This window comes from Stenotrophomonas sp. LMG 10879 (assembly GCF_002750935.1).
Lineage (GTDB): Bacteria > Pseudomonadota > Gammaproteobacteria > Xanthomonadales > Xanthomonadaceae > Stenotrophomonas > Stenotrophomonas lactitubi_B.
Genome location: NZ_PEJT01000001.1, coordinates 179,753 through 193,635 on the forward strand (window position 1 = coordinate 179,753; position 13,883 = coordinate 193,635).

14 protein-coding genes are annotated in these 13,883 nt (G+C 68.0%); all 14 read right to left on the reverse strand.

The genetic code is table 11. From position 1 onward, the window contains the following. Positions 1-94 precede the first annotated feature (94 nt). Positions 95-2,197: a flagellar biosynthesis protein FlhA gene (gene flhA, locus CR919_RS00720; protein WP_099818387.1), complete on the reverse strand. Its 2,103-nt coding sequence runs from the start codon at positions 2,195-2,197 to the stop codon at positions 95-97. After that, complete coding sequence (gene flhB / locus CR919_RS00725) at positions 2,194-3,324, reverse strand: flagellar biosynthesis protein FlhB (protein ID WP_089240997.1); 1,131 nt, start codon at positions 3,322-3,324, stop codon at positions 2,194-2,196. Before flhB ends, flhA begins: the two co-directional genes overlap by 4 nt. 165 nt (positions 3,325-3,489) lie before the next feature. Beyond that, positions 3,490-5,619, reverse strand: coding sequence for a bifunctional diguanylate cyclase/phosphodiesterase (locus tag CR919_RS00730; protein ID WP_099818388.1), 2,130 nt, complete (start codon positions 5,617-5,619; stop codon positions 3,490-3,492). Positions 5,620-5,781: 162 nt separating this feature from the next. Next, a complete protein-coding gene (gene fliR / locus CR919_RS00735) occupies positions 5,782-6,573 on the reverse strand; it encodes a flagellar biosynthetic protein FliR (RefSeq protein WP_099818389.1) in 792 nt (263 codons plus the stop codon). Positions 6,574-6,589: 16 nt separating this feature from the next. After that, entirely contained in the window at positions 6,590-6,859 is a 270-nt protein-coding gene (locus tag CR919_RS00740) for a flagellar biosynthetic protein FliQ (protein WP_005413254.1), read from the reverse strand. Positions 6,860-6,968: 109 nt separating this feature from the next. Then, positions 6,969-7,748: a flagellar type III secretion system pore protein FliP gene (gene fliP, locus CR919_RS00745; RefSeq protein ID WP_099818390.1), complete on the reverse strand. Its 780-nt coding sequence runs from the start codon at positions 7,746-7,748 to the stop codon at positions 6,969-6,971. A 1-nt stretch (position 7,749) separates the two neighbouring features. Next, a complete protein-coding gene (fliO, locus tag CR919_RS00750) occupies positions 7,750-8,157 on the reverse strand; it encodes a flagellar biosynthetic protein FliO (RefSeq protein ID WP_099818391.1) in 408 nt (135 codons plus the stop codon). Next, positions 8,154-8,489: a flagellar motor switch protein FliN gene (gene fliN / locus CR919_RS00755; protein ID WP_099818392.1), complete on the reverse strand. Its 336-nt coding sequence runs from the start codon at positions 8,487-8,489 to the stop codon at positions 8,154-8,156. Before fliN ends, fliO begins: the two co-directional genes overlap by 4 nt. Continuing rightward, entirely contained in the window at positions 8,486-9,490 is a 1,005-nt protein-coding gene (fliM, locus tag CR919_RS00760; RefSeq protein ID WP_025878989.1) for a flagellar motor switch protein FliM, read from the reverse strand. Before fliM ends, fliN begins: the two co-directional genes overlap by 4 nt. A 10-nt stretch (positions 9,491-9,500) precedes the next feature. Next, positions 9,501-10,016 (reverse strand): flagellar basal body-associated FliL family protein, encoded by a 516-nt coding sequence (locus tag CR919_RS00765; RefSeq protein WP_099818393.1) that lies wholly within the window; start codon positions 10,014-10,016, stop codon positions 9,501-9,503. 198 nt (positions 10,017-10,214) lie between these two features. Then, positions 10,215-11,372, reverse strand: coding sequence for a flagellar hook-length control protein FliK (locus CR919_RS00770; RefSeq protein ID WP_099818394.1), 1,158 nt, complete (start codon positions 11,370-11,372; stop codon positions 10,215-10,217). Beyond that, a complete protein-coding gene (gene fliJ, locus CR919_RS00775; RefSeq protein ID WP_099818395.1) occupies positions 11,372-11,854 on the reverse strand; it encodes a flagellar export protein FliJ in 483 nt (160 codons plus the stop codon). Before fliJ ends, CR919_RS00770 begins: the two co-directional genes overlap by 1 nt. Next, positions 11,851-13,251: a FliI/YscN family ATPase gene (locus CR919_RS00780; protein WP_099818396.1), complete on the reverse strand. Its 1,401-nt coding sequence runs from the start codon at positions 13,249-13,251 to the stop codon at positions 11,851-11,853. The genes fliJ and CR919_RS00780 overlap by 4 nt, the downstream gene beginning before the upstream one ends. Continuing rightward, a complete protein-coding gene (locus CR919_RS00785; protein ID WP_180167444.1) occupies positions 13,248-13,856 on the reverse strand; it encodes a FliH/SctL family protein in 609 nt (202 codons plus the stop codon). Before CR919_RS00785 ends, CR919_RS00780 begins: the two co-directional genes overlap by 4 nt. Between the last annotated feature and the right edge of the window lie 27 nt (positions 13,857-13,883).

The window sequence follows — 13,883 nt, forward strand, 5'->3', positions numbered from 1 at the left end:
GTCGGTGGTCTGCACGGTTCGGGTTCCCCTTGGAATCTGTCTGTTGCGGGTGTTTGAAAGTGGTGTCTGTTTTCTGGCGCTTTGCAGGGCGGCGTCAGCTGATCGTTCCGACCAGCTTCAGGCGCTTGTCCTCCGGCACCTCGCTGTAAGCCAGGACCGACAGCGACGGAACGCTGTGGCGGACCAGGCGGGCCAGCGCGGCGCGCACCGGGCCTGGTACCAGCACCACCGCGGGCTCGTTGCGGGCTTCCTGCTTGCTGACACATTCGGCCAGGCTCTGGTGCAGTCGCTCAGCGAGTCCGGGTTCCAGCGCGGCGCCGTTGCCCTGCGTGGACTCCTGCAAGACACGTTCCAATTGCGGGTTGAGGGTGAACACCGGCAGCTCCGCCGACATTCCGGCGATCTCCTGCACGATGAAGCGGCCCAGCGCGGTGCGCACAGCGGCGGTCAGCGTGGCCGGGTCCTGGCTGTGCGGGGCATGTTCGACCAGGGCTTCGGCGATCTTGCGCAGCTGGCGGATCGGAATGCGCTCGACCAGCAGGTTCTGCAGCACGCGCACCACCGCCGACAGCGGCAGCGCCTTCGGCGTCAGATCTTCGACGAGCTTGGGCGCGCTCTTGGCCAGGTTGGCCAGCAGATGCTGCACTTCCTCGTGGCCGAGCAGTTCCGGTGCGTGCTCGCGGATCAGGTGCGAAAGGTGGGTGGCCACCACCGTGGCCGGGTCGACCACGGTGTAGCCCAGGGTTTCTGCCTGGGCGCGCTGGTGCGGCTGGATCCAGGTCGCATCCAGGCCGAAGGCCGGGTCCTTGCCGGCGATGCCTTCCAGCGGACCGAGCGCACTGCCGGGGTCCAGCGCCAGTTCGCGGTCGGGATGGATTTCGGCGGTAGCCACCGGCACGCCATGCACCAGGACCCGGTAGCCGTTGGCCGGCAGTTCCAGGTTGTCGCGGATGTGCACCGACGGAATCAGGAAACCGACGTCCTGGGTGAGCTTGCGGCGCACGCCCTTGATGCGCGGCATCAGTTCGCCGCCCTGGTTGCTGTCCACTAGTGAGATCAATCGATAGCCGACTTCCAGGCCCAGCGGATCGACCGGGCGCAGTTCATCCCAGCTCAGTTCCGCCGTGGGCGCGGGGGCCGCGGGGCGGCCCAGCGCGTTCAGTGCGTTGGTTTCGCCTGCCGCGGCGTCGGCCTGCGCTGGTGCCAGGCCCTTGCGGTACACCTTCCAGGCGATGAAGCCGAGGATCGCGGCCAGCGTCAGGAAAGCGACGTTGGGCATGCCCGGCACCAGGCCGACCACGCCGAGGATGCCGGCGGTGATGGCCAGCGCACGGTACTGGCCGAACACCTGGCCGGTCATTGCCTGTGCCATGTCCTGCGAACGCGAGGCACGGGTAACCAGCATCGCCACCGCACTGGAGACCAGCAGCGCCGGCAGCTGCGCCACCAGGCCGTCACCGATCGACAGCAGGGTATAGGTGGCCGCGGCCTCGCCGAACGGCATGCCATGCTGCAGCACGCCCACGGCCAGGCCGCCCAGCATGTTGATGAACAGGATCAGGATGCCGGCGATCGCATCGCCGCGGATGAACTTGCTGGCACCGTCCATTGCGCCGTAGAAGTCGGCTTCCTCGCGGACCTCTTCGCGGCGCAGCTTGGCTTCCTCGCGCGTCAGCAAACCGGCGTTGAGATCGGCATCGATCGCCATCTGCTTGCCGGGCATGGCATCGAGGATGAAGCGTGCGGTCACTTCCGAGACGCGGCCGGCGCCCTTGGTGATGACCACGAAATTGATGATGGTCAGGATCGCGAACACCACGATGCCGACGGCGTAGTTGCCGCCGATCACGAATTCACCGAACGCGGCGATCACCTTGCCGGCCGCTTCGTGGCCGTTCTGGCCGTTGAGCAGGATCACGCGGGTGGAGGCCACGTTCAGCGCCAGCCGCAGCATGGTGGTGATCAGCAGCACGATCGGGAAGATGGTGAAGTCCAGCGGGCGCTTCACGTAGACCACCGCCAGCAGCACCATCAGCGAGATGGCGATGTTGAAGGTGAACAGCGCATCGAGCACCGGCGCGGCCAGCGGCACCACGACCATGGCCAGCAGGGCCAGCACGATCAGCGGCGCGCCCAGGCCCTGGCGGATCATCTCAAGCGCGCGGCGGGTATTGAAGCTGGATGCCTGGGCGCTCATGGGCGGCCCCCGTTGCCGAACTCATCAACCTGGATGTGCGGCGTGGACGGCATCGGGCCGGTCCGCCAGCTGCGCAGCTGGTAGACGTAAGAGAGGACCTGGGCGACGGCTGAATACAGTCTCACGGGGATTTCCTTGCCGAGTTGGCCTTCCCGATACAAGGCGCGTGCCAAAGGCGGGGCAGAGACGATGGCGACCTTGTTGCCGTCGGCCACTTCACGGATGCGCAGGGCGGTTTCATCCACGCCCAGGGCGACCACGGTGGGCGCATTCATGGCCCCACCTTCGTACTTCAGGGCCACCGCATAGTGGGTCGGGTTGACCACCACCACGTCGGCGGTGGGTACCGCCTCCATCATCCGGCGGTTGGCCATCTGCTGCTGCAGCTGGCGGATGCGGCCCTTCACTTCCGGGCTGCCTTCGCTTTCCTTCATTTCCCGGCGCAGCTCTTCGCGGGTCATCTTCAGCTTGCGCATCCAGTTCCAGCGCTGGTACGGCGCGTCGATGGCGGCGAGCACCAGCATGGCACCGGCGGTGGCCAGCAGCAGCCGCAGGGTAAAGCCCAAGCCGTCGCCGATGGCGGTTTCCAGCGGCTGGTGGATCAGTCCGCGCAGGGTGTTGAAGCTGGTCCACACGACCATGCCGGCGGCGACGCCGACGAAGGCCACGCGCAGCAGCGACTTGATGAACTCGGCCACCGCTTCGGGGCCGTACAGGCGCTTCAGCCCGCTCATCGGGTTCATGCGGTTGATGTCGGGCATCATCGCCTTGGCCGACCAGCGCAGGCCGCCCATCACCACCGGCGCCAGGAAACTGGCCAGCAGGCAGACCAGCACCAGCGGCGCGATCACCCACATCAGCTGCAGCAGCAGGTCGCCGAAGTGGCCGAACAGCGCCTTCGGGTGCTGGCGCAGGCTCTGTTCGGGGCTGAGCGCATGGCGCATCCAGGCGCTGGCGCCGCTGGCCATCGAGCCACTCATGGCCATCACCGCGATCACCCCGGCGCCGAACACGGCGGCCGTGCCCAGTTCACGCGAGCGCGGCAGGTTGCCCTGTTCGCGGGCGTCGCGCAGGCGTTTTTCTGTCGGTTGTTCGGTTTTTTCGCCGGCGGATTCGTTCTCGGACATCACAGGCACTGCAGCAGGGGATGCCGGGCTGCGTGCAAGAATCGTTCCGTGACGGCGCATGTGCCAACCGAAGTTGGCGCCTGCCGGAGCAGGTACCGGTAGCGCCGGGCCATGCCCGGCGAGCGGGCAGCCTGGATCATTGCATCCGCCGGGCATGGCCCGGCGCTACCCCGGGGGCTGGTCCTGCGGGCTCTGCGCCAGCTCCACCCGTGGCCGCGGCAGGTCGTGCAGTTGCATGAAGCGGGCGGCGTCCACCGGCCGGCCGAGCAGGTAGCCCTGCAGGTAATCGCAGCCCAGGCGCTCCAGGTAGGCGCGCTGCGCGGCGGTCTCCACGCCCTCGGCCACGATATCCATGTCCAGTGCATGGCCCAGCGCCACGATGGCCGACACGATCACCACGTCTTCGGCGCTGTGTTCCAGGTCGCGCACGAACGCATGGTCGATCTTGATCTCGGTGGCCGGCAGGCGCTTCAGGTACAGCAGGCTGGAGTAGCCCGTGCCGAAATCATCGATGGAAATGCCCACGCCCAGGGCGGAGAAGCTCTGCAGCAGGCGCAGGCTGGTATCGGTATCGCGCATCACCGTGCTCTCGGTGATCTCCAGCACCAGGTTGCGCGGGGCGATCGCGTAGCGCTCGATCACCTCGCGTACGTCCTGCAGCAGGTGCGGGGAACTGAACTGCACCGGCGACAGGTTCACCGACATCGTCCAGCCGTCGTGGCCGGCATCGTGCCAGTGGCGCAGCTGCTGGCAGGCCTGGTCCAGCGCCCAGCGGCCGATTTCGTTGATCGCACCGCTGCGCTCGGCCAAGCGGATGAAGCGGTCCGGCGGAATCAGGCCCTGTTCCGGGTGGCGCCAGCGGATCAGGGCTTCGGCGCCGGCCACCTTCTGCGTGGCCACGCGGATCTTCGGCTGGTAGTGCAGGAACAGCTGCTCGCTGCCGATCGCCCGGCGCAGGTCGGCCAGCAGGCGGAACTGCTGCTCGGCGCTGTCGTTCATCCAGTCGGCAAACAGCACGAACGCGTTGCGGCCCGACTCCTTGGCCTGGTACATCGCTGCATCGGCGAAGGCCATCAGCTGGCGTTCGCTGGCGGCGTGGTCGGGGCAGATCGCGATGCCGATGCTGGCGGTCACCTGCAGTTCGTGGTCCGGCAGCAGCGGGCCGCTGCCCACCGCCTGCAGGATGCGCCGGGCCAGGGTCGGCAGGTCCTCGTCGTGCTCGATGCGCACCACCAGCACGAATTCGTCGCCGCCCAGCCGGGCCAGCATGTCGTGCGGCCGCAACAGCTGGCGGGTGCGTTCGGCCACCGCCACCAGCAGCGCATCGCCAGCCTGGTGGCCATAGGCATCGTTGACCTGCTTGAAGCCATCCAGGTCCATGAACATCACCGCGAAGCGGCTGCCGCCCTGTTCGGCCTCGGCCAGCGCCTGCACGATGCGCCGCTGCAGCAGCAACCGGTTCGGCAGGCGGGTGAGCGGGTCGTGCAGCGCGGCCTGGGTCAGTTCCTGCTGGGCGTCGGTCAACGAGGTGCTGAGCAGCGAATTACGCAGGCGCAACAGCTGTGCCTCCACCCGCTGGTCCAGCCAGGACACCACCAGCACGACTGCCAGGATCGCCACGGTCAGCACCACCACCAGCATCGCCAGCCAGTTGTTCTGCAGGCCATCGCCTACCGCGGCGCCGCACACGCTGCCTTCGGGGAAACGGGCGGCGGCCATGCCCGTGTAATGCATGCCGACGATGGCCAGGCCGAGCAGTCCGGCGGCGGCCAGGCGGTCGCCGATGCGGGTGTGCTGCGCGCGCAGGCGGAAGGCCACGTACAGCGCGGTCCATGACGCGGCCACCGCAACCAGCAGCGACAGCAGCAGCCACACCGGCTGGTAGTCGATGCCCGGCTGCATGCGCATCGCGGCCATGCCCACGTAGTGCATGCTGGCGATGCCGCTGCCCATCAGCAGGGCACCACCGGCCAGGCGCGGATGGGGCAGGGTGCGCAGCGATACCAGCCACAGCGCGAACACCGACGAGCCGATCGCCAGTGCCAGCGACAGCAGGGTGATGGGCAGGTCGTAGCCCAGCGGAATGGGCAGGTCGAAGGCGAGCATGCCGATGAAGTGCATCGACCAGATGCCGAGCCCCATCGCAAAGCCGCCGCCGAGGCGCCACCACCAGGTCGCGCCCTTGCCAGGCGCGGTGACGGTGCGCCCGGCCATCGCCAGTGCGGTGTAGGACGCCATCACTGCAACCAGCAATGAAGTCGCGACCAGCCACGGGTTGTACGTGCCTACCAGCATTCGTCAGTCTCCCGGACCTGCCTGTCAACGGAAAAACTACGGTGGGGCATGCGTAAGGCGGGCGACCAGAGACCGCCGGTTGCAGCGTCCCCCCGGTCGCTGCCCATTCACTCTAACGCGGGCACCGGGGGGGACGGCAAGCAGCAAAACGTGATGACCGCGTCAGCGGGTCACGGCACCGGCAGCCTCGAAGGCGGCATCGAACAGGCGCTGCACCGGCGGGCCCATTTCACCGACCAGCAGGGTCAGCAGGAACAGGCCCAGCAGGAGCGAGACCGGCAGGCCCAGCTGGATCGGATTCAGTGCCGGCGCCGCGCGGGCCAGTACGCCGAAGGCCAGGTTCACCGCCAGCATCGCCACGGTCAGCGGGATGGCCAGGGTCAGCGCCCCGCGCAGCACGGTCAGCAGGAAGGTCGGCGCGATGCTGAAGAAGGCATGCGGGTCGGGCAGGGGCGCGCCGATCGGCAGGGCGCGGTAGCTGTCCACCACCAGCGAGATCAGCGCCAGATGGCCGTTGGCGGTGAAGAACAGCAGGCCGAACAGCAGGTAGAACCACTGGCCGATGACACCGGAGGTGCCGCCGCGCAGCGGGTCGCTCATCTGCGCAAATGCCAGGCCGGTGCCCTGCGCGACCAGTTCGCCGGCCATCGCGCCCGCCTCGAATACCAGACGCAGCATGAAACCGATGGCCACGCCGATGGCCAGCTCGCGGGCGATGGTCAGCACGGTGGCGGCGTCGAAGCCGGTCCAGTCCGGTACCGGCGGCAGCAGGGGCGCCAATGCGATGGCCAGGGTGCCGGCCAGCATCACCCGCACCCGGCCGGGCACGGCGCGGGTACCGATCATCGGCATTGCCATGGCCACCGCGCCGATGCGCAGCAGGGTCCACAGCACGGTGCCGATCATGCCGAAGGCATTCAGGCCGTCGGCAGCCATCTGGGTGGCGGCGTCCATCTGCGTGCGCGTCCGTCTAGCCGATCAGGTGCGGAATGCGCTGGAACAGCAGCGTGGTGAATTCGACCAGATGGCCGATCAGCAGGCTGCCCAGTGCGAACAACACCGCAGTGAGCGCTGCGGCCTTGGCAACGAAGGCGATGGTGGGTTCGTTGAGCTGGGTCGCGGCCTGCACCACGCCCACCACAACGCCGACCACCAGGACGGTCAGCAGCAGCGGGCCGGCAACCCACAGCACGGTGATCAGGCCGCCACGCAGTTCGGTCAAGGCAAGTTCGGGAGACATCAGGGTTCCATCGGTAGCGCCGGGCCATGCCCGGCGGTGGTCAATGCGGCGGCCGGCACTGCCCGGCGTCGCGCCTGTAGGGCCGAGCCATGCTCGGCTGACCTTCGGATCAGGCCGGATTGAAGCTCGCCGCCAGCGTGCCGACGGTCAGCACCCAACCATCGACGAGCACGAACAGCAGGATCTTGAACGGTGCGGAGACCAGCATCGGCGACAGCATCATCATGCCCATCGACATCAGCACACTGGCCACCACCAGGTCGATGATCACGAACGGGATGAAGATCAGGAAGCCGATCTCGAAGGCGGTCTTCAGTTCACTGGTGACGAACGACGCGACCAGCACCGGGAACGGAATCGCATCGGGGCTGGCGTAGGTGCCGTGCCCGGCGATGCCGGCGAAGGTCATCAGGTCGGTCTCGCGGATCTGCGCCAGCATGAAGGCGCGCAGCGGCGTGGTGGTCAGCGTCCAGGCGGTCTGGAAGTCGATCTCGCCATTGAGATACGGCGCCATGCCGGTGCTCCAGGCCTTGTCCCAGGTCGGCAGCATGATCATCGCGGTGAGGAACAGCGCCAGCCCCAGCAGCACCTGGTTGGACGGCGTCTGGCCGGTGCCCAGCGCCTGCCGCAGCAGGCCCAGCACGATGATGATGCGGGTGAAGGAGGTCAGCACCAGCAGCATCGACGGGATCAGGGTGATCGCCGTCATCAGCAGCAGGGTCTGCAGCGGCAGGCTGACCGGCGCACCGCCGATCTTGCCGACGTTGATATCCGGCAGCGGCGTGCTCGGCGCACCCGGGGCGGCGAACGCCAACGCAGGCAGCAGGCACAGGGCGATCAGGCTCAGCCACGGCAGCAGGGTGGCAAGACGGGAACGGGTCACACGCATGTCAGGGGTCCTTGCGCAGCCGCTGTTGCAGCAGCTGGGCGAAATTCGGCAGGTTCTTCAGGTCGGGGACGCGCCCCGGCGCGGGTGGCGGCAGCGGTTCGGGCAGGGTGTGCAGGGTGTTGATGCCGCCTGCAGTCACGCCCAGCAGCAGCTGCTGGCCATTGACCTCGACCACCACCACGCGCTCCTTGGCGCCAACATTCAGGCTCGCCACCAGCTTCATGCCTTCGGCCGGGCGGAAGCCGCTGCCGGGCAGGCGTTTGAGCAGCCAGCCCAGGCCGATGACCAGGGCCAGCACGGCCAGCAGGGCCAGCACCGCACCGAACAGGCTCGGTGCGGCCGGCGCATGCTGGCCGATCTGCGGGGCCGTCTTGGCGACGGCCAGCGTGGTGGCGGCGAGTAGGCTCAACGCAGTCTCCGGATCCGCTCGCTGGGGCTGACCACATCGGTCAGGCGCACGCCGAAGCGGTCGTTGATCACCACCACTTCGCCATGGGCGATCAGCGTGCCGTTGACGAACACGTCCAGCGATTCGCCGGCACCACGCTCCAGCTCCACCACCGAACCCTGGTTGAGCTGCAGCAGGTTGCGGATCGGCAGGCGGGCGCGACCGACTTCCAGCGACAACGTCACCGGCACGTCGAGGATCACGTCCAGGTTCAAATCCGGGCCGGTCGCCTCATCGGCCTGCAGGTTGGTGAACTGTGCCGGAGTCGGTTCGAGGGCGTCGATATCGTTCATTGCGGGTCTTCCTGGATGACGGGTACGCGCGGACGGGTGCCCGGCGGATGGGTAGCGGTGATCTTTACGGCGTTCATGCCGTTGGCGACGCCGAACTCACCGGTGAACACCGGGATGTTCTCCACGCACAGCGGCACCTGCGGGCTGAGGTCGATCGGCAGGATGTCGCCGACCTTCAGCCGGGTCAGGTCGCGCAGGGTCATGCGCTTGCTGGCCAGCACGCTGGAGAGGGTGACTTCGGCAACGTTGAGCTGCTCGCGCAGGGTGCGGCCCCAGCTCTCGTCGCGGTCGTTGCGGTCGCTCTGGATGCCGGCGTCGAGCAGTTCGCGGATCGGCTCCAGCATCGAGTACGGCAGCGTCACGTGGATGTCGCCGCCACCGCCGTCGAGTTCGACATGCAGGCGGCACACCACCACGTATTCGCGCGGCGTCACGATGTTGGCGAAGTGCGGGTTGATCTCCGAGTTGATGTACTCGAATTCCACGTCCATCACCGGGGCCCACGCTTCGCGCAGGTCGGCGAAGGTCTGCTTCAGCAGCAGGTGGATCACCCGCATCTCGGTAGCGGTGAACTCGCGGCCTTCGATGCGCGTGGGGTAGCGCCCGTCGCCACCGAAGAAGTTGTCGACGATGGCGAACACCAGGGTCGGTTCGAACACGATCAGGCCGGTGCCGCGCAGTGGCTTGAAGCGGATCAGGTTCAGGTTGGTCGGCACATACAGCGAGTGCATGTAATCGTTGAACTTGATCAGTTCGATGCCGCGCACGGACAGTTCGGCCGAACGCCGGATCAGATTGAACAGGCCGATCCGCCACAGGCGCGCGAAGCGCTCGTGGACCATTTCCAGGGTCGGCATGCGACCGCGGATGATGCGGTCCTGGCTGGCGAAATCGTAGGAGCGTGCTTCGCCACTGGGGGCGTCCGGCTCGGTTTCGACCGCGCCACTGTCCACGCCATGCAACAGGGCATCGATCTCATCCTGGGACAGCAGGTCATTCATCGGGGAGCCCTTACTGGGTCACGAAGCTGGTGAACAGCAGGTCGTCGGCACCGTTGCTGCCGGTCTCGGCCTTCAGCACCTTCTGCACTTCGGCCAGCGAATCGGCCTGCAGCTTCTGCTTGCCGGCGATGTCGGCGATCTGCTGCGGGCTGACCTGCGAGAACAGCATCAGCAGACGTGCGCGGATGGCCGGGGCATGGGTCTTGATCGCTTCCAGCGCGGCCGGATCCCGGGTCATCAGCTGCACTTCCACCTGCAGGTAACGCGGGCCGTCGATCGAACCGTTGAGGTTGACCACGAACGCCGGTTCCAGCGCGAAGTACTGCGCCGGGGCCGGGGTGGCAGTCTTCTTCGGCGCCTGCGCGGTCTTGTCTTCGTGCTTGGACTGGGTGAAGAACCACACCCCGCCACCGGCGGCGCCGGCGGCCAGTACGGCGACCAGGGCGGTGATCAGGATCGGACTACGCGGCTTGGCGGTCTTGTCCTTGTCGGCGGTCTTCTTGGTTTTGTCAGCGGCTGCGGCCACGGGGTGAAGCTCCTGAGGGTTGCTTCACCGGGATATGCAAGGGGTGTGCCGGAGTGCTCGGCGAGGGGCGCGACGGAATTCCGTCGGGTGTTCAAATCGGTAGCGCCGGGCCATGCCCGGCGGAATGTCGGTAATCCGCCGGGCATGGCCCGGCGCTACCCGTGTTCTGGTGGGTGCCAACCTTGGTTGGCACGCCTGTCAGGCGTAAGCGTCCAACAACCCGCGCTGGCGGATCAGCTGCGACGCCGACACCGTGGCGTCGCCCAGTGACGGTTCTCCGTCACCACCGCGACCGCCGCCGGCCGTCTGGCTGCCCGGATTGCCGTCGCCGCTGTGCTGCTGGCCGACATCGGCATGGGCCAGCTGGAAGCCCTGCTCGCCGAGCAGTTCACGCAGGCGCGGCAGACTGCTTTCCAGCGCCTGGCGTACATCCACATGCGGGCTGCTGAAGCTGGCATGCACCTTGTCGCCGTTCATCTGCAGGCGCACGTCCACCGGCCCCAGGTCTTCCGGGTTGAGGCGGATGTGGGCATGGCCGATCTTCTGGTCGGCCAGCCAGCCGATGCGCGCGCCGATGGCCTGGTCGAAACCATCATCGCCCAGCACCGGCTTGGGGGTCGGTTCGCCATTGAAGACGGCATTGCTGGCCAGTGCGGCCTTCAGATCCTGCAGGGCGGCGGGCAGCGGGGGCTGCAGCGGCGCCGGCGGCGCGCGGTCGCCGATCTGCAGGCTGTCGCCGTCGTCGGCACGATCCAATGCCTTGCCACCCAGCACCAGCTCGGGCAACGGCAGGCCGCTGGCCTCAGCGTCGCCGCCAGCGGATGCCGATGCACTGGTGGCTGGCGCTGCCGCACCCTGTGCGACGTTGGCGGCCACTGCGGCGGCCGGCAGTGCCGGTGCAGCGGACGGCAGCGCTTCGGCATCGCTGGCGGTTGGCGGCGGCAGCGCCGGTGTCGGATCGACGCCGGTGGGCACGGCCAGCATCAGGCCGGCCAACCCCAGTGGCGGCCAGGGTGCGTCGTCCGCGCTGGCCGGCGCGTCCTTGTCATCGGCCGCTGCAGACGTTGCCGGTACAGCGGGTGTCGATGTCGTGGCGTCCGTGGCGGCGGTTTCGCCGTCGGCCGGTCGCGGCGTCGCCTTGCCCGGATTGCCATCGGAGGTTGACGTGGCGTTGGCCGGCTTCGCGGGGCTGCTGGCGGTGGCCGCCGCGCCGGTAGTGGCGGTCGACGCGCTGCCGCCTTGCAGCATCTGGCCGAAATCCTTGCCCGAATCAGTGCTCGAGGTGCGCGTACTGCTGGCATTGCCGCTGCCGCCGGGCGTCGGTGCGCTGGCGTTGCTGCTCAGGGGTGAAGGCATCACGACCGGCCTCCCTGCTCGCCATCATCCTGGTCTTCGGTCTGTGCCAGGCGCGCGCGGCGTGCGCCGATGTCATCCATCTGGCGCTGGTCGCGGCGGTCGGTCACCACCTTTTCCTGCGCGCGGTAGCTGGCGGCCAGCTGTTCCAGCACCGCCTTGTCACGGCTGGCCAGGATCAGGCGCGCACGCTCGGCTTCCACTTTTTCGCGGTTGCCGTTGACGGTCTGCTGCTGCTGTTCCACCGCGCTGTCCAGCCGGTCCAGGAAGGCGCGCCGGTTCAGCAGCTGCGCCGGGCTGGTCGCGGCCATCTGCGCGTCGGCCATCTGTTGCGAGGCATACTCCTCGGCGTAGCGACGCAGTTCGTCCAGGCGTGACAGATGGGTGTCGAGCACGGTCTGGCGCTCGGCCAGGTCGCGGGCGACCGCGTCTTCGTGTTCCTGGGCCCGCTTCAGCAGCGGATCGATGCGCTTGGACTGGATCATGTCAGCCTCTCATTCTCTTGTTCCACCAGGCGCTGCAACGCCGCCTGGCTGTGCGGTAGATCTGCGGCCTTGGCGACATCCTGGCCGAGGAATTCCATGATTTCCGGCCAGCGCTCAAGGGCTTCATCGGTTGCGGCGTCGTTGCCCCGCTGATAAGCGCCGATGGCGATCAGGTCGCGGTTGGCCGAGTAGGCCGAGACCAGCCGCTTCAGCTTGCGGATGCGCAGGCGCCACGGTTCGTCGGCGATTTCCGTGACCACGCGGCTGACCGACGATTCCACGTCGATCGCCGGGTACAGGCCGCTGTCGGCCACGCGGCGCGAGAGCAGGATGTGACCGTCAAGAATTGCGCGCGCGGCATCGGCGATCGGATCCTGCGGATCGTCGCCCTCGGTCAGCACGGTGTAGAAGGCGGTGATCGAACCGCGGCCCTTGGCGCCATTGCCTGCACGTTCAACCAGTGCCGGCAGCTTGGCGAACACCGAGGGCGGATAGCCGCGAGTGGTCGGCGGCTCACCTACCGACAGGCCGATCTCGCGCTGCGCCTGGGCGAAGCGGGTCAGCGAATCCATCAGCAGCAGGACGTTCAGGCCCTGGTCGCGGAACCACTCGGCGATGGCGGTGGCGCGGTAGGCACCATGCAGGCGGGCGAGCGGCGGACGGTCGGCCGGGCTGGCCACCACCACGGCGCGGCGCAGACCTTCCTCGCCGAGGGTGCTTTCAACGAAATCGCGCACTTCGCGGCCACGCTCACCGATCAGGCCGACCACGATCACGTCGGCGGCGGTGTAGCGGGTCATCATGCCCAGCAGCGTCGACTTGCCGACGCCGGAACCGGCGAACAGGCCGACACGCTGGCCTCGGCCGATCGGCAGCAGTGCATTGATCGCGCGCACGCCCACGTCCAGCGGCTGGGTGATCGGTTCGCGTGCCAGCGGATTGATCGAGACGCCCGCCATGCCGACGTGGCCTTCCGCACGGATCGGGCCCTTGCCGTCCAACGGCACGCCATCGCTGTCGATGACGCGGCCGAGCAGGCCTTCGCCCACTTCCACGCCACCACGGCGGGCCGATGGCACCACCCGCGCATTCGGCAGCAGGCCATGCAGTTCGGCGCTGGGCATCAGGTAGGTGCGTTCGCCGGCGAAGCCGACCACTTCGGCATCGACCCAGCCGCCATCGACCACTTCCACCTTGCAGCTGGCGCCGAGCGGTGCTTCGCAGCCGACCGCTTCCAGGGTCAGGCCGACCGCCCGGCGCAACACGCCCTCGCGGATCAGCCCGCGGCCGTGCGCGGTGTCGACCTTCAGGCTGTCCAGGCGGTTGCCCAGGCGCAGATTGCGGGCAACCGCCCAGTCGGCCGGCGGCGACGGTGTCGCGGCGGTATCGGTGTTCATGCGATGGCTCCGGTCTGGCGGATCACGGCATCCAGGGCGCCGCGCAGGCGCGCTTCCAGCGTGCCGTCGATGCGCACTGCTTCAGCATGCACGCGCAGGTCACCACGGCTCAGGCTGGTGTCGGGCACCAGGCGCTGCTGCGGCGACAGGGTCAACAACGGGGCGAGGGCGGTGATGTCATCCGGATGCAGGCGCACCTCCACCTCACGGTTGCTGCCGCCTACGGCGTCAATCGCCTCGCCGACCAGTTGCCCCAGCAGCGCCGGATCGGCCTCGTAGGCACGGCCGACCAGCGCACCGGCGATGCGTACCGCCAGTTCGCCGAGCGCGCCGACCACTTCATTTTCCAGGCGCGCCAGCGGCCGTCCGAAGTTGTCGAGGATGCCCTCGATCTGCGCGACCAGCCGGCGCACCTCGGCCTGGCCCTGGCTGAAACCATCGGCATGGCCGTGGTCGAAACCTTCCTTCTCGGCGCTGTCCTGGATCGCCTGGATTTCTTCCAGGGTAGGCAGCTGCAGCGGCGGCTCCGGCTCATGCTCCGGGTCCGGCTCGGTGAGTTCGAAGGCATCGTCGTGGTCCAGCACCGGTTCGGGCTGGGCCAGCAGATCCGGGGCAAGCCAGCGCACGACGTT

Coding starts and splice junctions, on each gene's coding strand:
- fliN (WP_099818392.1), bottom strand. CDS start 8,489: ATGAACGATATCGACGCCCTCGAACCGACTCCGGCACAGTTCACCAAC.
- CR919_RS00780 (WP_099818396.1), bottom strand. CDS start 13,251: ATGAACACCGATACCGCCGCGACACCGTCGCCGCCGGCCGACTGGGCG.
- CR919_RS00730 (WP_099818388.1), bottom strand. CDS start 5,619: ATGCTGGTAGGCACGTACAACCCGTGGCTGGTCGCGACTTCATTGCTG.
- flhB (WP_089240997.1), bottom strand. CDS start 3,324: ATGTCCGAGAACGAATCCGCCGGCGAAAAAACCGAACAACCGACAGAA.
- flhA (WP_099818387.1), bottom strand. CDS start 2,197: ATGAGCGCCCAGGCATCCAGCTTCAATACCCGCCGCGCGCTTGAGATG.
- fliP (WP_099818390.1), bottom strand. CDS start 7,748: ATGCGTGTGACCCGTTCCCGTCTTGCCACCCTGCTGCCGTGGCTGAGC.
- fliM (WP_025878989.1), bottom strand. CDS start 9,490: ATGAATGACCTGCTGTCCCAGGATGAGATCGATGCCCTGTTGCATGGC.
- CR919_RS00770 (WP_099818394.1), bottom strand. CDS start 11,372: ATGCCTTCACCCCTGAGCAGCAACGCCAGCGCACCGACGCCCGGCGGC.
- CR919_RS00740 (WP_005413254.1), bottom strand. CDS start 6,859: ATGTCTCCCGAACTTGCCTTGACCGAACTGCGTGGCGGCCTGATCACC.
- fliR (WP_099818389.1), bottom strand. CDS start 6,573: ATGGACGCCGCCACCCAGATGGCTGCCGACGGCCTGAATGCCTTCGGC.
- fliJ (WP_099818395.1), bottom strand. CDS start 11,854: ATGATCCAGTCCAAGCGCATCGATCCGCTGCTGAAGCGGGCCCAGGAA.